Annotated in this window: 19 protein-coding genes; 8 read left to right on the top strand and 11 right to left on the bottom strand. The window is 68.3% G+C overall.

Translation table 11 applies throughout. The features are described 5' to 3' along the window. Positions 1 to 157: 157 nt before the first annotated feature. Positions 158 to 598 (top strand): DUF3558 family protein, encoded by a 441-nt coding sequence (locus HQ312_RS15285; RefSeq protein ID WP_222639124.1) that lies wholly within the window; start codon positions 158 to 160, stop codon positions 596 to 598. A 12-nt stretch (positions 599 to 610) separates the two neighbouring features. Continuing rightward, positions 611 to 937: a hypothetical protein gene (locus tag HQ312_RS15280; RefSeq protein ID WP_222639123.1), complete on the top strand. Its 327-nt coding sequence runs from the start codon at positions 611 to 613 to the stop codon at positions 935 to 937. A 417-nt stretch (positions 938 to 1,354) separates the two neighbouring features. Here the strand turns inward: HQ312_RS15280 and HQ312_RS15275 are convergent, their stop codons facing one another. Genes HQ312_RS15275 through HQ312_RS15250 form a run of 6 tightly spaced genes read right to left on the bottom strand, consistent with a single transcriptional unit; the run spans position 1,355 to position 7,619 of the window. Then, the gene (locus HQ312_RS15275; RefSeq protein ID WP_222639122.1) at positions 1,355 to 2,401 is read right to left on the bottom strand and encodes an SMP-30/gluconolactonase/LRE family protein; all 1,047 of its coding nucleotides are present in this window, start codon (positions 2,399 to 2,401) and stop codon (positions 1,355 to 1,357) included. A gap of 35 nt (positions 2,402 to 2,436) precedes the next feature. Continuing rightward, on the bottom strand, positions 2,437 to 3,195 hold the full coding sequence (locus HQ312_RS15270; RefSeq protein ID WP_222639121.1) for a MerR family transcriptional regulator: 759 nt from the start codon (positions 3,193 to 3,195) through the stop codon (positions 2,437 to 2,439). Positions 3,196 to 3,239: 44 nt separating this feature from the next. After that, entirely contained in the window at positions 3,240 to 4,733 is a 1,494-nt protein-coding gene (locus HQ312_RS15265) for an NAD(P)/FAD-dependent oxidoreductase (protein ID WP_222639120.1), read from the bottom strand. Beyond that, positions 4,730 to 5,650, bottom strand: coding sequence for a hypothetical protein (locus tag HQ312_RS15260; protein ID WP_027504905.1), 921 nt, complete (start codon positions 5,648 to 5,650; stop codon positions 4,730 to 4,732). Before HQ312_RS15260 ends, HQ312_RS15265 begins: the two co-directional genes overlap by 4 nt. Positions 5,651 to 5,652: 2 nt before the next feature. Then, the gene (locus HQ312_RS15255) at positions 5,653 to 6,522 is read right to left on the bottom strand and encodes an SDR family NAD(P)-dependent oxidoreductase (RefSeq protein ID WP_222639119.1); all 870 of its coding nucleotides are present in this window, start codon (positions 6,520 to 6,522) and stop codon (positions 5,653 to 5,655) included. Further along, a complete protein-coding gene (locus HQ312_RS15250; RefSeq protein ID WP_261782343.1) occupies positions 6,522 to 7,619 on the bottom strand; it encodes an alpha/beta hydrolase fold domain-containing protein in 1,098 nt (365 codons plus the stop codon). The genes HQ312_RS15255 and HQ312_RS15250 overlap by 1 nt, the downstream gene beginning before the upstream one ends. A 113-nt stretch (positions 7,620 to 7,732) precedes the next feature. On the opposite strand from HQ312_RS15250, the gene HQ312_RS15245 reads away from it, so the two are divergent. The 3 genes from HQ312_RS15245 to HQ312_RS15235 all read left to right on the top strand — a co-directional run bounded on the left by HQ312_RS15245 (position 7,733) and on the right by HQ312_RS15235 (position 10,962). Further along, complete coding sequence (locus HQ312_RS15245; RefSeq protein WP_308123904.1) at positions 7,733 to 8,773, top strand: ferredoxin--NADP reductase; 1,041 nt, start codon at positions 7,733 to 7,735, stop codon at positions 8,771 to 8,773. Between the two features lie 41 nt (positions 8,774 to 8,814). Further along, positions 8,815 to 9,264: an SRPBCC family protein gene (locus HQ312_RS15240; protein ID WP_222639118.1), complete on the top strand. Its 450-nt coding sequence runs from the start codon at positions 8,815 to 8,817 to the stop codon at positions 9,262 to 9,264. A gap of 117 nt (positions 9,265 to 9,381) precedes the next feature. After that, positions 9,382 to 10,962, top strand: a complete 1,581-nt coding sequence (locus tag HQ312_RS15235) for an alpha/beta hydrolase (RefSeq protein WP_222639210.1) — start codon at positions 9,382 to 9,384, stop codon at positions 10,960 to 10,962. On the opposite strand, the gene HQ312_RS15230 is transcribed toward HQ312_RS15235, so the two are convergent. Genes HQ312_RS15230 through HQ312_RS15210 form a run of 5 tightly spaced genes read right to left on the bottom strand, consistent with a single transcriptional unit; the run spans position 10,924 to position 15,178 of the window. Then, positions 10,924 to 11,604 carry a DUF998 domain-containing protein gene (locus HQ312_RS15230; RefSeq protein ID WP_222639117.1) on the bottom strand — a complete coding sequence of 227 codons (681 nt, stop codon included), beginning with the start codon at positions 11,602 to 11,604 and terminating at the stop codon, positions 10,924 to 10,926. The genes HQ312_RS15235 and HQ312_RS15230 overlap by 39 nt on opposite strands. Positions 11,605 to 11,625: 21 nt before the next feature. Then, on the bottom strand, positions 11,626 to 12,969 hold the full coding sequence (locus HQ312_RS15225; RefSeq protein WP_222639116.1) for a DUF2254 domain-containing protein: 1,344 nt from the start codon (positions 12,967 to 12,969) through the stop codon (positions 11,626 to 11,628). Between the two features lie 33 nt (positions 12,970 to 13,002). After that, positions 13,003 to 13,404, bottom strand: a complete 402-nt coding sequence (locus HQ312_RS15220; protein ID WP_027504901.1) for a RidA family protein — start codon at positions 13,402 to 13,404, stop codon at positions 13,003 to 13,005. Then, positions 13,401 to 14,165, bottom strand: a complete 765-nt coding sequence (locus HQ312_RS15215) for an IclR family transcriptional regulator (RefSeq protein ID WP_222632793.1) — start codon at positions 14,163 to 14,165, stop codon at positions 13,401 to 13,403. The genes HQ312_RS15220 and HQ312_RS15215 overlap by 4 nt, the downstream gene beginning before the upstream one ends. Further along, complete coding sequence (locus tag HQ312_RS15210) at positions 14,162 to 15,178, bottom strand: sugar kinase (protein ID WP_308123902.1); 1,017 nt, start codon at positions 15,176 to 15,178, stop codon at positions 14,162 to 14,164. Before HQ312_RS15210 ends, HQ312_RS15215 begins: the two co-directional genes overlap by 4 nt. A gap of 127 nt (positions 15,179 to 15,305) precedes the next feature. Here HQ312_RS15210 and HQ312_RS15205 point away from each other — a divergent pair, with 127 nt between their 5' ends. Genes HQ312_RS15205 through HQ312_RS15195 form a run of 3 tightly spaced genes read left to right on the top strand, consistent with a single transcriptional unit; the run spans position 15,306 to position 18,819 of the window. Beyond that, positions 15,306 to 16,577 (top strand): amino acid deaminase, encoded by a 1,272-nt coding sequence (locus HQ312_RS15205; protein ID WP_222639115.1) that lies wholly within the window; start codon positions 15,306 to 15,308, stop codon positions 16,575 to 16,577. Between the two features lie 2 nt (positions 16,578 to 16,579). Then, on the top strand, positions 16,580 to 18,190 hold the full coding sequence (locus HQ312_RS15200) for an amidohydrolase family protein (protein WP_222639114.1): 1,611 nt from the start codon (positions 16,580 to 16,582) through the stop codon (positions 18,188 to 18,190). Continuing rightward, a complete protein-coding gene (locus HQ312_RS15195) occupies positions 18,187 to 18,819 on the top strand; it encodes a bifunctional 4-hydroxy-2-oxoglutarate aldolase/2-dehydro-3-deoxy-phosphogluconate aldolase (RefSeq protein WP_222639113.1) in 633 nt (210 codons plus the stop codon). Before HQ312_RS15200 ends, HQ312_RS15195 begins: the two co-directional genes overlap by 4 nt. Positions 18,820 to 18,839: the final 20 nt, after the last annotated feature.

The raw sequence follows: 18,839 nt of genomic DNA, 5'->3' as shown, positions 1-18,839 counted from the left end.
CGGTTCCGGATGGTCGGATGTGCCCGTGGGGACACCGTTGTGTGCAGTGGGAGCACGGAACCGCAGGAGCGGAGCGTGCGTCCAACGACGTGTGCGCAGGAACTGTGGGGTACTCGCTGTCGCGGCAGTCGTCGCGTCACTCACCGGGTGCGGTGGGGTGAGCGGCATCGCCGAGCCGGTCGCGATGGAACTCTTCGACCCCTGCACCGTGGTACCCGACGAGGCCATCCGGGCGGCGGGGGCAGATCCGGCGACGAAGGACGACAGTGGTCCACTGAATTCCGATCAGTGGCGATACTGCACCTGGACCAGCGCGAGTCACTTCCTCGGCGTGCAGTCGACAACTCGGACCATGGAAGAGATACGCCGTAACGACACCACCGTGAACGCGGACGCTGTGCTGATCGATCAGCGAACTGACGCTATGACCTACCAACTCGACATTGCCTCTGACCGCAACTGCGTTGTGGCGTTCCCATGGGCACGCGGGGTCATCACCGTGCTGATCGACGTCAAGCTGTCCGTGGTCTCGGAGAACGATCCGTGTGCGGCTGCCATTGCATCGGCGACCGCCTTAGCTCCGTACCTACCGAACTGAAAGGAGAGCGCTGTGACTCGCGATCTGATCACCGATGCGCATCAGGCGGAACGATGCGCGCAAGCCTGCTCGCGATTCGTCGAGGGCCTCGACGCACTGTCGTACTCCGTCACACAGAGCACTCTCTCGGGCGGCTTCGGAACTCTGCCCTCCGGACTCGCGTTGGAGCGCAAGTACTCCGACCTCACCCACGGCCCGGAGGGCTCACTGAGCTCCGTGCTCGCGGCCCACATTAATGCCGTCACCAAACTCCGCGAGGCCTTCCTCGAAGCGGGTCGCGGGTACCAGGAAACGGAGGACGACTCGACGTCCCGCATCGGCAACACCGGCCCTCGCTGACCGACCCGCACTACTTCCAGCCGCCCACACCCCGCTCCGCCGGCGGAAAGGGGTGTGCGCGCCACGCAACCCGTGCACACCACCGCTACGAGCCGACAACCACCGGCAAAGCACCACCCAGCCGACCGACCCGCACTACTTCCAGCCACCCACACCCCGCTCCACCGGCGGAAAGGGGTGTGCGCGCCACGCAACCCGCGCACACCACCGCCACGAGCCGACAACCACCGGCAAGCACCACCCAACCGACCGACCCGCACTACTTCCAGCCGCCCACACCCAACTCAGCCGGCGGAAAGGGGTGTGCGCACCACGCAACCCGTGCACACCACCGCCACGAGCCGCCAACCACCGACGCGCACGCACCGACCGACCGACCGCACCACACGCAACCAGCGCACACCCCAAGCCCAACCCCTACCGCTCAGGCACACCGACCACGGTGAAGGGCTCCACCGGAGTGCCCCCACGCTTGTCGAACTGGCTGTTGACCACCAGCAGCTGATCGTCGACGTCGGCGACGGTGGTGGGGTAGGCGAAGCTGGGGTCGGTGATCTCACCGGTCACCCGCCCACGGTTGCCGTCGTCGTCGAGATCGACTGTGGCGATGAGGCTGTCGCGGTTGCGAACCACGTAGAGCGTGTCGTCCTCCATCTCCATGCCATCGCCGTTCTGAAGTGTCGCGCCGCCGAGGTCCACCTGCGTGACGGCCTTGGAGTCGCGGGCCACGCGGTACAGGTTGCCGGTGCTGGACTGCACGATCACCAATGCGTTGTCGTCGTCCGCCTCGACGATGCCGTTGGCGTTGAAGCCCTCGCCGTACGCGAACGGGGATCCGGTGAAGTCGACGAACGGCTCCAACTGGCCCTCACCGGTGGCGTTCGCCGGGATGCGCCACAGCGTGGGGTTGCGCGAGTCGGTGATGAAGGCGTCGCCGTTGTCGGCGATGACGACGTCGTTGAGGAAGGTGGCGTCCTGCCCGAGCCCGTTGGTGAACTTACCGCGCAGTGCGCCGGACTCGGCGTCGTAGATCCAGACGGTGCCGGTCGCGCCGCCCGCCACGACGAGGGTGTTCTCGTCGTCGTCCCCGTCGACGTCCAGTCCCGCCGCGCCGGTGCGACCGTCCTGTCCACCGGGCAGGAACGGTTCGACGGTGGTGTTGCCGACCGTGCCGCGGAAGATGGCGCCGTCGGAGGTCGACGAGACGTAGAAGGTGTCGTCGTCGGCGGTGATGCCCTCGGGGAACACGCCGGTTCCCGGCAACGTGTAGACGGTGGCGTTCGAGGCGGCGCCCGAGGACGTACTCGCCGCCGACGACGACGGAGCAGTGCTGGAGGACGCCGGAGCAGCGCTGGAGGACGCCGGCGTCGCCTGCCCCTCCTCGCTCGACGACGAGCAACTGGTCAGAACGAGGGCGGTGGCGCCGGCGAGGGCGACAGCGGCGGACAGTCTGGTGCGGTTCATGACTCCACCATGCCCCATTGGTCCGAAAAGCGAGGTCAGGCTGTGTGACGGTCCGAACGAGAGGTGTTGTCGATGGCGACCTCGAGGTACTCGCCGAGCTGCTCCTGCAGGTTGCGGTCGAGTGTGCGGCCGAGCAACGAATGCACGGAATCGACTGCGAGAGTGCGCATGATCTGCAACATCTCGGTGGCCCGGAGGACGTCGTCACCCTCGGGAATCCAGCCCTCGCCGTAGCGGTCGACGATGTGACTCTTCACAGTCGAGATCATGTCCTTGGACATTCCGTCGACGGCCGCATGGAGCCGTTCGTGGATGTCCATGACCTCGCGGATTCCGAAGCCGTAGGTCGCGAGGGACGTGAAGCCCTGCAACAGCTTCGGATCGGTGAACGTGCATCGGTCGCCGTCGATGCGGGCGAGTCCGTACTCCACGAGCCTGGACAGCTGGACGCCGTCGGCGTCGCCGAGCATCTGCCGCGCCTCGTCGACGGAGACCGACTGCACCTCGCCGGTCGTCGACCACGGCTCGGTGAGGGCGCGCTGCAGACCGAGAACCTCGGTGAGGTCCTTGCCGCTCTCCCAGCCGTCGATGAAGTCGCTGATGTGTGTGGTCGTGTAGCCGCGCTGGAGCAGGATGTCGATCAGTCGCAGCCGGGCGAGGTGCGAGTCGTCGTAGATGCCGACCCGCCCCCGCTTGCGCGGGGGCGGGAGCAGTCCACGTTCACGGTAGGCCCGGACGTTGCGCGAGGTCGTGCCCGCGGCATGAGCCAGTTCGTCGATGCGGTACTCGGTCATCGACTCACTCCTCCACTCGGCCGGACCTCCAGACTATCGCTCGGTCACACCGCGGCGACGACCTCGTCGACCGGCGCCGTCGCTGCCGCCGTCACCGAGTAGTCCGGCAACAGCACCGTCTCGAGCTGCTTGACGTACTGCGTGGCGAAGCCCGGGAACATCGTGGCGTTGAAACCGTCCTCGGTGAGGTACCAGCTCGAGCACCCCGAGTTCCACGTCGTCTTGGTCAGCCGCTGCTGCAGGTCCGCGTTGTACTCGGCCTGCACCGAGGCGCGGACGTCGAGCACGAAGTTCTGGTTCACGGCGGTGGCGATGGCATCGACCAGGTAGTCGATCTGCGCCTCCATGTAGACCAGGGCGGAGCTGTGGCCGGGTCCGGAGTTGGGCCCGAACGTGAAGTACATGTTCGGGTACCCGGACACCGCGATCGACTTGTAGGCGTGCGCTCCGCGGCTCCACTCGTCGGCGAGGACGCGCCCGTCGCGCCCGGTGATGGGGATCGGCGACCCGGTCTTGGAGACGTCGAACCCGGTGGCGAAGACGATCGCGTCGAACTGATGCTCGACTCCCTCGACCGTGCGGATTCCCTTCTCGGAGATCTGTGCGATGGGCCAGGTGACGAGCGTGCAGTTGTCCTTCTGCAGCGCCGGGTAGTACTTGCTGGTCATCAGCAGGCGCTTGCACCCGGCACGGAACTCCGGCGTGAGCTGGCGCCGCAGCCACGGATCCGGAACCTGACTGCGTAGGTGCAGCTTCGACACTCCCTCCACCACGCGGGTGAGCGGCGAGTTCCAGACGACCCCGAGTGCGACCGACTCGTGGCCCCAGAACCAGGCCTTGCGCGCGACGCTCTGGCTGAAGGGCACGCGGCGGTAGATCTCGCGAGTCAGTCCGCGGGTGCGGAAGTTGGTGCGGGGCAGCACCCATCCCGGCGTGCGCTGGAAGACCTTGACCGACTCGGCGACCTTCACCAGCTCGGGAACGATCTGCACGCCGCTGGCTCCGGTGCCCACGACGGCGACCTTCTTGCCGGCGAAGTCGTAGTCGTGGTCCCACCGGGCGCTGTGGATCTTCGCTCCCGCGAAGGTCTCTACGCCGCGGATCTTGGGCAGGCTGACGTTCGCCAGCGGTCCCGACGCCACCACGACGGTGCGGGCGAGGACGGGTTCCCGGTCCTGGACCGAGATCTCCCAGAGCGACCGGGACTCGTGCCAGGTGACGTCCACGACGGTGTGACCGAACCGGAGGTAGCGGCTCAGCTCGAACTTCTCGACCATCGAGTCGATGTAGCCCAGGATCTCCGCACTCCCGGAGTAGGTGTGCGACCAGTCCGGATTGGGGGCGAAGCTGTACGAGTACAGGCGGGACGGAATGTCGCAGGCTGCGCCGGGATACGTGTTGTCACGCCAGGTCCCACCGGCACGTGTGCCGCGTTCGAGGATGGCGATGTCGCGAATCCCCCGTTGCTGAAGCCGGATCGCGGCACCGATGCCGGCGAATCCGCCTCCGATGACGGCGGTGGAGAGAATTTCGGTCATGCGACGGGCTCGTACGTGAGTTCCTTGGACCACGTGGGCTGCGGGCGCAGCAGCCGCTTCGGGTACTTGGCCGTCAGCGTCACCATCGAGTCGGCGAACTTGTGGTACGGGTGGTCGCGGTTGATGACGACGCTCCCGTGCCAGCTGATGAAGCGGTACATCGGCAGACGCTTCGGAAACTCGCTGCGTTCGCCCACCTTCTTGAAGCGCTTCATCGCGGTGTAGAGGCGCTCCTCGTCGACACCCATCTCGACGATGTTGTCCCGCATCTTGTTCAGCAGTGGGATGTACCGCAGGGTGCCGATGATGAGCGACGGATGCATCCAGGCGCCGATCGTCTCGACGAGAATGCGGCGCATCTTCGCGTGGCCCAGCAGATCGATGACCTCGAAGTCGACGGCGAGGTGCCGCGACTCGTCCGCGTTGATGCGCTTGAACACTTCCTGGCAGACCGGGTCATCGATCTCGTCGACGATGAACTTGACCAGCGCACCGTCGAGCGCGACCTCGAGCATCGGGATGACGGTGCCCAGCACGGCGAGCGGCGTCTGATCCGAGTACTTGTCGAGCCAGTCGATGATCAGCTTGACGTTGACGTTCGGCTGCGGGATCTCGTCGTTCTCGAGCATGCCCCACCGACGCATCAGTGCCAGTTCGGCATTCGCGTGCTTCTGCTCCTCCGCGTGGAAGTAACGGTAGATCTCGCGCAGCGTCTCGGTGGGCGCCTTGCGTGCCATCGCGGCGAATCCGCGCGCGCCGACGTTCTCGATCCACATGAGATCGGACAAGAACGGCTTGAGCTTGGCGTGCTGCTCGGGCGGGATCATCTCGGCGCCGGGGGCGTCCCAGTCGATGTCCGCGAGGGACCACTGGCGGTCCTTGATCTTGTCCAGCATGGCGTCGAAGTCGAAGGCCATCGTCATACTCCTGTCGAGGCGGAAACAGTGGGAAGGGACTGTGGGGCGGGCTCGCCGGGGAGCAGGCGGTCGAGCAGCCCTGCTCCGCGGGTGTAGAGGGTGGGGAGGAGCCGTTTCGTCAGCCAGATGGCTTTCGCGTCGAGCTGGGGCACGACGTAGAGGCGGTTCCTGTCGTGTGCGTTCAGCGTGGTGACGGCGATCCGCTCGGGTGAGAAGCCGGTCCACCGCATCAACTTCTGCGCGAGTTCCGTGGAGCGTTCGGTGATGCGACCGTCGACCGCGACGTTGGTCTTGACGAAGGTCGGGCACAGCACGGTCACGTGGACACCCGACCCGGACAGTTCCGCCGCCAGAGTCTCGGACAGCGACATGACGCCCGCCTTGCCGACGTTGTACGGCCCCATCGTCGGTGCCGCCGCGAATCCCGCGGCGGAAGCCACGTTGATGATGCCGCCGCGACCCGCGGTAAGGAGCAGCGGAACGAACGTCTCGCAGCCGTGGACCACTCCCCACAGGTTGATGCCGAGCGCCCAGTTCCAGTCCTCGAACCCGATGTCGCCCACCGGCTTGCCACCGATACCGACGCCGGCGTTGTTGATCACGAGCGTCGGCGCGCCACCGAACTCGAGTTCGGCGAACAGCGCGAGATCCTCGACCTGCGACTGCACGGCTACGTCGCACTGGACGGCAAAGCCGGGGCCGTCGAGCATCCGCACCGTCTCCTCGGCGCGTTCGAGTGAGATGTCCGCGCAGACGACTCGGCCACCGCGGCGGGCGATCTCGAGCGCGAAGGCACGGCCGATGCCACTGCCGGCGCCGGTGACCACGGCGTCCGCCCCGTGGGTCAGGCGTGGTCTGGATCGAGAGAACATCAGTGTCTCGTCTCTGTTCGATGGAGAGCTGTCAGGGCATGCGCGGCGCGGGCGAGTGCCCGGTCCGCTTCCGGGCTGATGCGCGGCAGAGCCTGGAACACGTGCATCTGGTCGGGCCAGATCTCGAGCGTGCAGGTGCCACCGGCATCGACGACCAGATCGCGCAGGTGCTCGGCGTCGGCGACGAGCATCTCCGCACCGCCGGCCTGAACCACGAAGTGCGGCAATGCCGTTCCCGCCTCGACCGCGAGTCGTAGGCGCCGCCCGTCGGGATCCTCGCCGCGTGTGTAGAGCGCGGTGAGTGCCCGCGCCGCCGCTGCGGAGATCATCGGGTCGCGACGGATGCGCTCCCGGTTCTGCGCGAGGGTGAAGGTCAGATCGATCAACGGCGAGAACAGGAGGACCGCACCAGGCTGCGGAACCGATCGTCGGGCGTTGTCCAGCACCAGGTCCAGCGCGAGGTGACCGCCCGCCGAGTCACCAGCCACGACGACCGACTCGGGTGCGTGGCCGTTCGACAGCAGCCAGCGGTACGCCCGCTCGACGTCGTCGGCTGCGGCGGGGAAAGGGAACTCGGGGGCGAGTCGGTAGTCGACCACGAAGACCGGACGCTGCGTCGCGCGGGAGAGACGCGACGCCAAGCCGCGGTGCGTCCGTGCGGAACAGATCGCGTACGCGCTGCCGTGCAGATAGAGGATCGGGTCGGCGGTGTCCACGGAACCGTCCCCACCCTCGACCGGCCTCCGGCCTGCCCCATCTTCGACCGGCCTCCGGCCTGCCCCATCTTCGACCGGCCTCCGGCCTGCCCCATCTTCGACCGGCCTCCGGCCTGCCCCATCTTCGACCGGCCTCCGGCCTGCCCGCGCGTCGACCCACTCCCCGACCACACCGTCCTCGCGCACGGTGCGGACGACCGTGCCGGGTGCGATTCCGCCGCAGGCACGCATGGCCACCTCGACGAGGACGCGGGCGACGCGTTCGCCGCCGCGTCCGAACGGCAGTCGGGACGCGATGGGTCGCAACGTCGACTGCGTGGCTCGGGCCGCGGCGCGGGACCGCAGGGACCCCCGCTCGGGGATCGGACGCGTCGATGTCATGCCGGAAGCGTCACGGATGACTGTGCCATTTGTCAATGGCCTATAGTTCAATGAAACAATCTTCGGTGTAGTCCGGAGTGCCGGACACACCCGGCCGACGAGGGGAAGACATCGTGGCGATCGACTCCGCGGACACCGCCGTCCGCACACTCCGACTGCAGGTCGACGAGGTGATCCGCGAGACGGCGGACGCGGTGACGTTGGTCCTGTCCACCGCCGACGGCGAGGCCCTGCGCTACCGCCCGGGCCAGTTCCTCACGGTCGAAATTCCTCTGAGCGACGGCGGTTCCGCCGCACGGTGCTACTCGTTGTCGAGCAGTCCCGACACCGGCGAGCGCCCCGCGATCTCCGTCAAGCGCACCGCGGGCGGCCTCGGGTCCACCTGGTTGTGCGACACCGCGACGGCAGGATCCGCACTGACGACACTGGCTCCCGCGGGCACCTTCGTTCCCGCGCGATGGGACCGCCCGCTCGTCCTGGTCGCCGCCGGCAGCGGCATCACGCCCGTGCTGTCCATCCTCAAGACCGCGTTGGCGTCGCACGACGGACGGGTCGTGTTGTTCTACGCGAACGCAGACCCGGACTCGGTCATGTTCGCCGCCACCCTCGACGATCTGCAGCAGCGGCATCCGGACCGCCTCACGGTGCGGCACTGGCACGAGTCGGCGTCGGGCCTGCCCACTGCCACCGGTCTCACCGACGCCGTCTCCGGCATCGCCGACGCCGACGCGTACCTCTGCGGGCCGGGGCCGTTCATGGAGGTGGCGCAGCAGGGGCTCCTTGCGGCGGGGATGTCGCCCGAGAACATCCACCGTGAGGTGTTCACGTCGATCACCACCGACCCGTTCCACACCACCCTCGTCGAGACGTCCTCGGCCACGGGCGTTCCCGTGTCCGCGGAGGTCGAGGGCGACGATCACTCGTTCCACTGCGCACCCGACACCGTGCTGCTCGACGCCATGCTCGCCGAGGGAATCGACGCCCCGTTCGTGTGCCGCGAGGGCAACTGCGGCGCCTGCGCGTTCACTCTCGTCAGCGGTGACGTGCACATGCGCGTCAACGACACGCTGGATCAGTACGAGCTCGACCGGGGAGTGCGCCTGGCGTGCCAGTCGGTGCCCGTGTCCGACGCTCTCACCATCCGCATCGACTGACCGACCGAATCCCTGACACCACAGCCGCACCAGGAGACCTCATGCCCGTCATCACCAAGCACGTCGAGATCGCCGCACCGGCGTCGGCGACCTTCGACTATCTGTCCTCGTACGAGAACGTGCCGGACTGGATGTTCGGCGTCACCTCGTTCGTCCCCGTCGGACCGGTGTCGCGCAGCACCGGTGACCGCTTCGACGCCGAGATGAAGCTGGGACCCAAAGCTCTGCACTCCACGGTGGACATCGTCGAGTGGGTCGACGGTTCCGTCATCGCGTTGTCGTCGGTGAAGGGTTTCGAGACCAGTTCTCGCTGGGTGGTCACCCCCGTGGACGACGGACACTGCGTCGCCGACGTCGAGTTCCGCTACGAGTTCCCCGGCGGGTTCACGGGCAAGGCACTCGCGAAGGTGGTCGAACCCTTCATCAACCAGGGGATCTCCGTCACCGATCGGACCCTGCGCTCCCGGTTGGAGTCGCCGCGCAGCACCTAGACTCACCCGGTGACCACGAAGGACCAGCGAGGACGCATCGCCACCGCACTGTGGCGGTGGTGTTCCCGCTTCGAGCCGATCGGCCTCGTCGTCGGACTGGTCTTCTACTGCTGGTCGATGTCCCCGTCGCTTCTCCCCCGACCGTGGTACCTGCAGGCCGTCGCCACGGGCCTCTCGGTCGCATGCGGTTACGGCGTCGGCGTTCTCGTCGTGTGGGGCGTCCGGCGGATGGAGCTCACTCGCGAGTGGCCCGAACGACTGAGGCGGTGGGGCTGGTACGCGATCGGCGCCGCCGCAGTCGTCGTGCTCCCGCTGTTCCTCGTCCTCGGGGCGTGGTGGCAGAACATCTCTCGCGAACTCGTGGGCATCGAACCGAGCCAGTCGTGGGACTACGCCGGAGTCTTCGTCGTCGCCGCGATCGTCGTCGTCCTGGTGATCACGCTGGCACGCGGAATCCGCCGCGTCACAGACCTTCTCATCGCACTGATCGGTCGTGTTCTCCCGCCGCCCGTCTCGCGCGGTCTCGCCGTCGTCGCCGTCGGTGTGGTGCTGGTGTTCGCCGTCGAGGGGCTCCTTGCCACCGGGATCTCACGCATCTCCAACGGGTCCGCCGCTGCGGCCGACACCGGGAGCGCCGAGGGCGTGGAACCGCCGTCGGCGCCCGAACGGTCGGGCTCGCCCGAGTCGAACGAGGAGTGGGACACCCTGGGCCGCGAGGGGCGCACCTTCGTCGCGGGCGGCCCGACGTCGGACGAGATCGCATCCGTGACGGGACGGCCCGCCCTCACCCCGATCCGGGTCTATGCGGGACGCAAGTCCGTCGACGCCGACGGGCTCGGACTCGGCCGGGACACCGTCGACTCGCTCGCCGACCGACTCGTCGCCGAACTGGACCGAACCGGCGCCTTCGATCGCGAGTACCTGGCGATCGCGACGACCACCGGTCGAGGGTGGGTCAACGCGTCCGTCGCGTCCTCACTCGAGTACCTCGCCGGCGGCGACACGGCGATCGCGGCGGTCCAGTACTCGTACCTGCCCAGTCCGTTGGCGTTCCTCGCCGATCGCGACACCCCGCTCATCGCGGGCCGCGCCGTTTTCGAGGCCGTCTACCAGCGCGTGCAGGACCGTCCCGAGAGCGATCGCCCGAAGCTCCTCACCTTCGGTGAATCGCTCGGGTCGTACGGCGGCCAGGACGCCTTCTCCGGAGTGCAGGACATGCTGGCTCGCACCGACGGCGCGCTGTGGGTGGGGACGCCCAACTTCTCCGAGCAGTGGTCGCGTGTCACCGACTCACGGGACCCGGGCAGCCCCGAGATCCTGCCCGTGATCTACGGCGGGCAGAACGTCCGCTTCGCCGCGGAGCCGTCCGATCTCGACGCACCCGGTCTGGTGGACTGGGAGAGCCCGCGCATCGTGTACTGGCAGCACCCCAGCGATCCGATCGTCTGGTGGTCGTTCGACCTGCTGTTCGGCAAGCCGGACTGGCTTCGGGAGCCGCGCGGTGTCGACGTCGACAAGGGGATGACGTGGATCCCTCTGGTCACCTTCTGGCAGGTGACGCTCGACATGGCGCTCGCCGCCGAGGTGCCGGAAGGCCACGGTCACGCCTACGGCGCCGATGCGGCCTCCATGTGGGCGCCCATTCTGAACGTCGACGACTCAGAGCTGGTGGACCGCGTCACCGACGCGATGCGGTGACTCCCTGAGCGCGCTCGCGCGGACCCACCACGCGAGCGAGATCAGCGCGATCACCTCCACGACGACGAGGATCCGTTCGACGTGGCCGAGGGTGACGACGCGGTACCACGGTGTCGAGGTGGTCATGCCGACGAGCAACGCGTACCCGATGGGCGTGATGGCCACGACGGACAGCACACCCAGCACGAACGTCCGTCGGGCGTGACGGGCCCACTCGCTCGACCGGATCCACGGCGCGGCGAGGGCGATCACCGCCACCGGGATGCTGACGAACGCGACCGCGGCGCCCGCGCGGTGCACCGCGCCGCCGAGTCCGAGCGTCGCGTCGTTGCTCCAGTCCTGCTTGGGAACCGCGACCACGGCGACGAGTCCCACCGTCCACAGTGTCATCGCCACCGCGGCGACCGACGACGCGCGCAGCAACGACTGCCGGACGGCAGCGACGAGAACGGCTCCGGATCCGATGGCGAGGAGCAGCACCCCGGCCGTGAACACCCATTGCTGCGCGCCCAGCCCGTACTCGCTGATGGTGCGGCGCAGATGGGCGGGCGACCCGAGTGCGGTGACGACGTCGAGGACGACGACCGTCGCGGCGCCGAACAGGATGGAGAGAAGCCCTAGGGAGGCGAGGCGGGTCTGCACAGGGTCCTTTCGGCAGCGGATCTACGACTCCACTGTGCCTGACGGTGAGCCGGACACGGCGACCGTCAGGAGACGCCCACGCGCACGGTCGATCTGGTCGAGGCACGAGGCCCGCCCTGCCGGATCCGTCATCTCCCGTCGGCACGCCTCGTCGAGGAGGTCGAGGTGGTGCCGGACGCGGTCGATCGACGCGGTCGCGGTCGCTGCCGCACCGAGCCGCTCCGCCATCCGGATACCGGCAGCGACCACCATGGGGCTCGCCATCGCGTAGATGCGAACCGCGCCGAGTGCGTGGTCGATCAGGTCGACCACGGGCACCCGACGCAGAACGATCCGTACCGTTCCGGCATCGTCGGTCCGGGCACCGCACGGCGGCGGACGGCCGACGAGAGTCGCCATCCCGACGGACAGATCGTCCAGGGCATTGCGAGCCGTGTACGGGTCGTTGGTACCCGAGGACAGAGCCCGCACCGCCATCTCGGCCAGCTGCTCGACGGCGAACTCGATGTCGTGCTGCGGAGTCCGCTCGTCGCCGATCTCGACCGCGGACTCGATCTCGCGCAGGTGCGACGCGGAGGCGGATCCGCTCCACCGTCGGAACTCCGCGATGGCGTCTCCCTCGATCACGTGCTCACCCGGTCTGCAGAGCAGCACCACGACGGCATCGGCGTCGACGGCCGAGGACAACGCCGCGTCCTCGTCCACGTCGACGACGACTCCGGAACGCGGAGCACGCACCGTGTCGACGTGCTCGGGCAGCGTCACCTCGGAATCCGACGCCGCGTCGGGCGGCGGCTCCGTCGGGTAGAGCTCGTCGACGGCTGCGGAGAGTTCGTCGCGCACTCGCGAGGACAGCGTCGCCACCTGGATCGACTGGGCTATGTGGTGGATGAAGTACACCAGGACGCCCACGTCGAGCACCGCGAGGAGCACGGCGACGTTCACCGCGATGTCGGGTACGAAGACGTCGCCGTCCGAGTCGAGCGACCGGATCGAGCGCAGCACCATCAGTGCGTAGAGGAAGGTCGCTCCGAAGATGCCGAGCACCACCTGGTTCCCGCGGTCCGCCATGAAGTTCCGCACCAGTCGCGGGCCGTAGGTCGAACTGGCCGTCGCGAGAACGGAGATGGTGATGGAGAAGGACGTCGCCGCCACGCCGAGCATCGACCCGCCGATGGCGCCGAGGATGTCCCGGCTGCCACTCGCGCCCACGTGATACAGCAGCGACCCGCCGATCCCGATGCCCCGATCGAGGAGCCACCGGTCCAGAGCGACCAGGAGTTGAGCCAGAACGACGGCAGCGACGCCCAGGACCGCAGGAACGAACCAGAACGTGCCCTGCAGCCGTACCCACCGTCGTCTCATGGGTTCATGGTGCCCTGACGGTGGGTCGACGTGTCAGACCACCGCGATCGCGTCGATCTCGACGAGCATCTCCTCGCGCGGCAGTCCGGTGAACACCGTTGTGCGAGAGGGCAGGACGTCACCCTTCGTGTGTTCGAGGACGAATGCGCCGTACGCCTCGTTCATGACGGCGAAGTCCTCACGCTTCGTCAGGTACACCCGCAGCATCACGACGTCGTCGAAGGTTGCACCGCTCGCCTCGACGATGGCCTTGACGTTGGTCAGCGTCCTCGTGGTCTGCGCCGCGACATCGCCGGGGTACAGGTACTCGTTGGTCGCCGGGTCGACGGGACCCTGCCCGGACACCTGGACGAACGGGCCCTTGCGCACGCCCTGCGAGAACGTGTGGGCCGGTGCAGGCGCATCGGTCGTGAGGACGGCGATCTTGTCGGTCATGCGGGTTCCTTCGTCGGGGTCGGACTCCAGCCGAGTTCGGCGGAGATGGTCTCGGCCACCGCGCGCACCTGCGGCAGGGTGCCGAGGACGCGGGCGTGGTCGAGCAGCATGTCGGGCACGGACATCGACACGGCGGCGACGATGGAGCCGGTTCCGTCGCGCACCGGCACGCCGATGCAGTTGACGAACGACTCGTGTTCCTCGTGGTCCTCGGCGTATCCCTGACGGGTCACGAGGGCCAGTTCCTCGAGGTAGCGCTCGGGCGTGTCGATGGTGCGGTCGGTGAAGCGGGTGTACTCGATGCGATGGGCGACGCGGACCTGCTCGTCCGCGGGCAGTCCCGAGATCAGGATCTTGCCGACGGCGGTGCAGTGCAACGGTGCCGGGCGTCCGACACGGGAGTACATCCGCACGCTCTGGGTGGCGTCGAACTTGTCGATGTAGACGGCCTCCCCCGACTCGTAGGTCGCGAGGTGGATCGTCTGCTTGGTCTCCGCGTTCAGCGTCGCGAGGTACGGCCGCGCCAACGTCCGGATGTCGCGCTGCTCCAGCGACCGGTTGGACAGTTCGAAGAGCGTCGACCCCAGGCGATACCGGTGTTCGTGGTCGTGCTGGACGAACCGCTCCGCCTCCATCGCCCGCAGCAGACGCAGGACCGTGGTCTTGTGCACGTCGAGGTGGGCGGCCAACTCGTCCAACGATCGCGGACCGTCGGCCAGCACCCGGAGCAGGCTGAGCGCGCGGGACACACTCTGACTCATACGGCGATTCCCCTCTCGGCGTCGTAGTCGATGGTCGACCACTCCTCGTCCGAGGATGTCACCAGTGCATCGAGACGGTGCAGCGGAAGCAGACGGGCGGCGTCGCCGTGCGCGGTGAGGGCGCCGGCGGCGCACAGGTGCCCCAGCCTGATCGCACGCTGCTGGTCGTCGCCGCGGAGGACACCGGCCAGGTAGCCACCGGCGAATGCGTCTCCCGCACCGATCTTCTCGACCACCGACAACCGCAGGGCCGGGACGTCGACACGCTCGGCGCCGTCGAATCCCACGACCACGTGGGCGTCGTTCTTGATCACCAGGCGGCGCGGCTCGGGGAACAGGCTACGCAGCGCGTCGGGGTCTCCGGTGCCGAACACCGCGTGTGCTTCGTCGGCGCCCATCAGCACGATGTCACTGCGTCGGACCTGGTCTGCAAGAACCACATCGGCGCTCTCGGCGGTCCAGAGTCGGGGACGGTGGTTGAGGTCGAAACTCAGCAGACCGGGCGACGACGCCAGCGCGGCCGCAGCGTCGCGCGCGGTGTCCGACAGGGCGAGCGTGATGCCGCTGACGTGCACGAGGTCGGCCGCCGCGAGCATCTGCGTCGCCGTGACGATGTCGTCGACACACAGCGCACTGGCGGCGGAACCGCTGCGGAAATATGTCATCCGGCTCTCCCCGGCGGGTAGGTCGGACGCGTGACCGCTGCCCGAACCACGCTCCTTGACGTACATCCCGGTGGTGCGGGTCTGGTCGACGATCACCGCCGACGTGTCCACCCCACTCGCGCGCAGCGTTTCCGTCAGGTAGCGGCCGAAGCCGTCGTCACCGACGCGCGAGAGCCAGGACGCCTCGACGTCCAACTGGGCGAGGACACGCGCGACGTTGGCCTCGGCTCCCCCGGCCGACCGCTCGAACGTGTCCGAGTGTTCGAGGGGGCCGGGCTGAGCGACCATGACCACGAGCCCCTCGCCGACACACACCACCCGTGAAGTCGCCGCGCCGGGTGATCTCACATCAATTCCCTTCGATGTCTTGCGAGTTGTCCCTGTTCGTTGCAGACTAACGACACCGAACACAGTTTGCAATCAGCGTTGCAAAATACGCAACGCTACAGCGCCATATCCGGCGCAGGAGGATTCGATGATCGACAAGCCTGCCGTCGAGGCGCTGCACGACCGCGCTCTCGGCCCCGAGTACAAGTCCGTCCCACCCGCCGCGTGGGGCCTCACCGTGCGCGACTATCTGGCGACGGCGCCCACTCTCGCCGAGTTCGCGACCCCGGTCGTCACGCTGGACCGCCGACACCTCACGTCGAACATCGATGTGATGGCGCGGTGGGCCGATGCGGCCGGCATGCGTCTGGCACCGCACGGCAAGACCACGATGGCGCCGCAGCTTTGGGCCGAGCAGCTCGAGGCGGGCAGCTGGGGAATCACCCTCGCCACCGGGTGGCAGGTGCAGCTGGCGCGCGCGTTCGGAGTGCAGCGCATCCTTCTCGCCAATGCACTGATCGACCCGGTGACACTCCGCTGGATCTCGGCGGACCTCGACGCCCACGACGACGTCGAGTTCGTCTGCTGGGCAGACAGTGTCGACACCGTGGCACGCATGACGGAGATCCTGGGCGCCGTGACACGACCGATCCCGGTGATCGTCGAACTCGGTGGGCCGCACGGCCGCACCGGGGCACGCAGCGTGGACGAGGCACGACGCGTCGCGGCCGCGATCTCCTCGTCGCCGTCGGTGACCCTCGCCGGCGTGGGCGGATACGAAGGCGCGCTGGCCCACGACCGCACACCCGCAGGACTGGACGCCGTGCGCGCCTACCTCGACGAGGTCGCCGCCCTGCACGCCGGTCTCGCCGCCGACGGCCTGTACGAGGGACGGGCGATCGTCACCGCGGGTGGGAGCGCGTACCAGGACCTGGTGGTCGAGCGGCTCTCGTCGGTCGTCGACGAGGACACGGCCGTCGTGCTGCGCTCGGGCGCCTACGTGGTGCACGACGACGGCTTCTACGCCGACATCTCCCCGCTCATCGCCTCCCGCGTCGGCGAGCAGCACCTGTCCTCCGCGATGCACGGCTGGGCGCGGGTGGTGTCGCGTCCGGAACCCGAACTCGCACTGCTCGATGCGGGCAAGCGCGACTTCCCGTTCGACGAGGGGCTGCCGACACCGCAGCGCATCGGCGGCCGGGACGCGGAGGCGGGGCACCACATCTCGGCGCTCAACGATCAGCATGCCTTCCTCCGGACGCCGGGCACGGCCCGCGACGACGTTCCCGTCGGGACGGTCGCACGGCTCGGCCTGTCGCATCCCTGCACGGCGTTCGACAAGTGGCGTCTGCTTCCGGTCGTCGACGACGCCGACGCGGCGAACCCGCGCATCGTCGACCTGATCCACACCTTCTTCTGATCATGGCGGACATCCTCTTTCGCGGCGGTGACGTCGTCGACGGCACCGGGTCCGACCGAGTCCGCGCCGACGTTCTCGTCGACGACGGACGCATCACGCGGGTCGCGGCACCGGGCACTGTCGCCGACGCGCAGATCGTCGTCGACGTGCCTCGGGGCCACGTCGTCGCACCGGGTTTCATCGACATGCACGCCCACTCCGACCTCGGACTGCTGAGCGCGCCCGGACACGTTCCGAAGATCACCCAGGGCGTCACCACCGAGGTGCTGGGTCAGGACGGGCTCTCCTACGCACCCGTCACCGACGAGACGCTCGCGGTCATCCGCCGTCAGATCTCCGGATGGAACGGCAATCCCACCGATCTCGACATCACGTGGCGCTCGGTCGCCGAGTATCTGGACCGGCTCGACCGGGGCATCACCCCCAACGCCGCGTACCTGGTGCCGCAGGGAACGTTGCGCTATCTGGCCGTCGGAGCGGATCAGCGTCCCGCCACCGCTGCCGAGATCGAGCACATGCGAGAGCTGGTGGCACAAGGCATGTCCGAGGGCGCAGTCGGCATGTCGAGCGGACTGACCTACACGCCCGGGATGTACGCCGACACGGGCGAACTGCGTGCGCTGTGCGAGGTCGTCGCCGAGTTCGGCGGCTTCTACGCTCCGCACACTCGCTCCTACGGCAAGAACGCTCTCGGCGCGTACCGGGAGATGATCGACCTCTCCCGTGAGACCGGCTGCGCCCTGCACCTGACCCACGCCACCATGAACTTCGGCGAGAACAAGGGCCGCGCCGGCGAATTCCTCGACATGGTCGACGCCGCGATCGCCGACGGGTGCGACATCACGCTCGACACCTATCCCTACCTGCCCGGCGCCACCACCCTGTCCGCGCTGCTGCCCAGCTGGGCGATGTCCGGCGGACCCGACGCGGCGCTGGGCCGTCTCGACGATCCCGACGTGCGGCGCCGCATCACCGACGACGTGAATCGCTACGGCTCGGACGGCTGCCACGGCGTCACGGTGGAGTGGGAGACGATCCAGCTCAGCGGCGTCGCGAACGCGGATCTCGACCGCTACGTCGGGAAGACCGTCCTCGACATCGCGACCGAGGAGGGCCGCGCACCCGTCGACGTGTTCTTCGACGTGCTCCAGCGAGATGCGTTGAGCACCACCATCCTGCAGCACGTCGGGCACGAGGAGAACGTGCGCGCCATCATGGTGCATCCCCACCACATGGGCGGCAGCGACGCCATCCTGGTGGGCGAGCGTCCGCATCCGCGGGCCTGGGGCACGTTCCCGCGCTACCTCGGTCACTACGTCCGCGACGAGGGCCTGATGTCACTGGAGGACTGCGTCCATCACCTCACGGGACGGCCCGGCGCACGACTCGGTCTCACCGATCGTGGTCTCGTCCGCGAGGGCCACGCAGCAGATCTCGTGGTCTTCGATCCGGCCACCGTCCGGGACACCGCCACTTTCGACCACCCCAAGCAGCAGGCCGTCGGCATCGCGCACGTTCTCGTCAACGGCTCCTTCGCCGTGCGCGACGGCGTCCCCACCGGGACACTCGCCGGCCGTTCCCTCCGCCGCACCTCTCACGGAAGAACCTCATGACAACCCGTTTCGATGACGCACTTGCGACGATTCTCGAGGACCGCGCGCTGGTGGTGGTCCGCGCCCCGTCCATTCCCGACCCCGCCGCATTGGCCGACGCCCTCGTCGCCGGCGGACTGCGCGCAGTCGAACTGACCTTCACCACACCGAACGTGCTGGACTGCCTGCGCGCCGCGTCGTCGTCCGGTGCCGTGATGGGTGCGGGCACCGTGATGACGGGTGATCAGGCTCGCGCCGCCATCGACGCGGGTGCACGCTTCCTCGTCACTCCCGGACTGCGTCCCGACGTCGCCGCGGTGGCGCACGAACGGGACGTGCCCGTCATGATGGGCGCGCTCACGCCCACCGAGATCATGGCGGCGCTCGATCTGGGCGCCGCCGCGGTGAAGGTTTTCCCCGCGAAGCTGTTCGGCCCCAGCTACTTCGGTGATCTCCGCGGACCGTTCCCCGACGTCCCCCTCGTTCCGTCCGGCGGCGTCAATGCCGACAATGCCGCCGACTACCTCGCCCGCGGCGCCGTCGCCGTCACCGCGGGCACCGACGTCGTTCCACCGGCCGCGGTCGCGGCCGGGCTCTGGGACAACATCACCGCTCGCGCCACCTCGTTCGTCCACTCACTCTCCCGCTGACTCTCCACACACTTCGAAAG

This window comes from Rhodococcus sp. BP-316, assembly GCF_019836105.1.
Taxonomy (GTDB): Bacteria; Actinomycetota; Actinomycetes; order Mycobacteriales; family Mycobacteriaceae; genus Rhodococcoides.
The sequence above is the reverse complement of the archived record's forward strand: the minus strand, read 5'-3'. Positions and strand labels throughout refer to the sequence as shown.

What these genes read in the sequence shown, in the direction of transcription:
- HQ312_RS15250 (WP_261782343.1), bottom strand. Translation starts at nt 7,619, where the DNA reads ATGACATCGACGCGTCCGATCCCCGAGCGGGGGTCCCTGCGGTCCCGC.
- HQ312_RS15255 (WP_222639119.1), bottom strand. Translation starts at nt 6,522, where the DNA reads ATGTTCTCTCGATCCAGACCACGCCTGACCCACGGGGCGGACGCCGTG.
- HQ312_RS15195 (WP_222639113.1), top strand. Translation starts at nt 18,187, where the DNA reads ATGACAACCCGTTTCGATGACGCACTTGCGACGATTCTCGAGGACCGC.
- HQ312_RS15240 (WP_222639118.1), top strand. Translation starts at nt 8,815, where the DNA reads ATGCCCGTCATCACCAAGCACGTCGAGATCGCCGCACCGGCGTCGGCG.
- HQ312_RS15275 (WP_222639122.1), bottom strand. Translation starts at nt 2,401, where the DNA reads ATGAACCGCACCAGACTGTCCGCCGCTGTCGCCCTCGCCGGCGCCACC.
- HQ312_RS15235 (WP_222639210.1), top strand. Translation starts at nt 9,382, where the DNA reads ATGTCCCCGTCGCTTCTCCCCCGACCGTGGTACCTGCAGGCCGTCGCC.
- HQ312_RS15265 (WP_222639120.1), bottom strand. Translation starts at nt 4,733, where the DNA reads ATGACCGAAATTCTCTCCACCGCCGTCATCGGAGGCGGATTCGCCGGC.
- HQ312_RS15215 (WP_222632793.1), bottom strand. Translation starts at nt 14,165, where the DNA reads ATGAGTCAGAGTGTGTCCCGCGCGCTCAGCCTGCTCCGGGTGCTGGCC.
- HQ312_RS15225 (WP_222639116.1), bottom strand. Translation starts at nt 12,969, where the DNA reads ATGAGACGACGGTGGGTACGGCTGCAGGGCACGTTCTGGTTCGTTCCT.
- HQ312_RS15220 (WP_027504901.1), bottom strand. Translation starts at nt 13,404, where the DNA reads ATGACCGACAAGATCGCCGTCCTCACGACCGATGCGCCTGCACCGGCC.
- HQ312_RS15270 (WP_222639121.1), bottom strand. Translation starts at nt 3,195, where the DNA reads ATGACCGAGTACCGCATCGACGAACTGGCTCATGCCGCGGGCACGACC.
- HQ312_RS15205 (WP_222639115.1), top strand. Translation starts at nt 15,306, where the DNA reads ATGATCGACAAGCCTGCCGTCGAGGCGCTGCACGACCGCGCTCTCGGC.
- HQ312_RS15260 (WP_027504905.1), bottom strand. Translation starts at nt 5,650, where the DNA reads ATGGCCTTCGACTTCGACGCCATGCTGGACAAGATCAAGGACCGCCAG.
- HQ312_RS15200 (WP_222639114.1), top strand. Translation starts at nt 16,580, where the DNA reads ATGGCGGACATCCTCTTTCGCGGCGGTGACGTCGTCGACGGCACCGGG.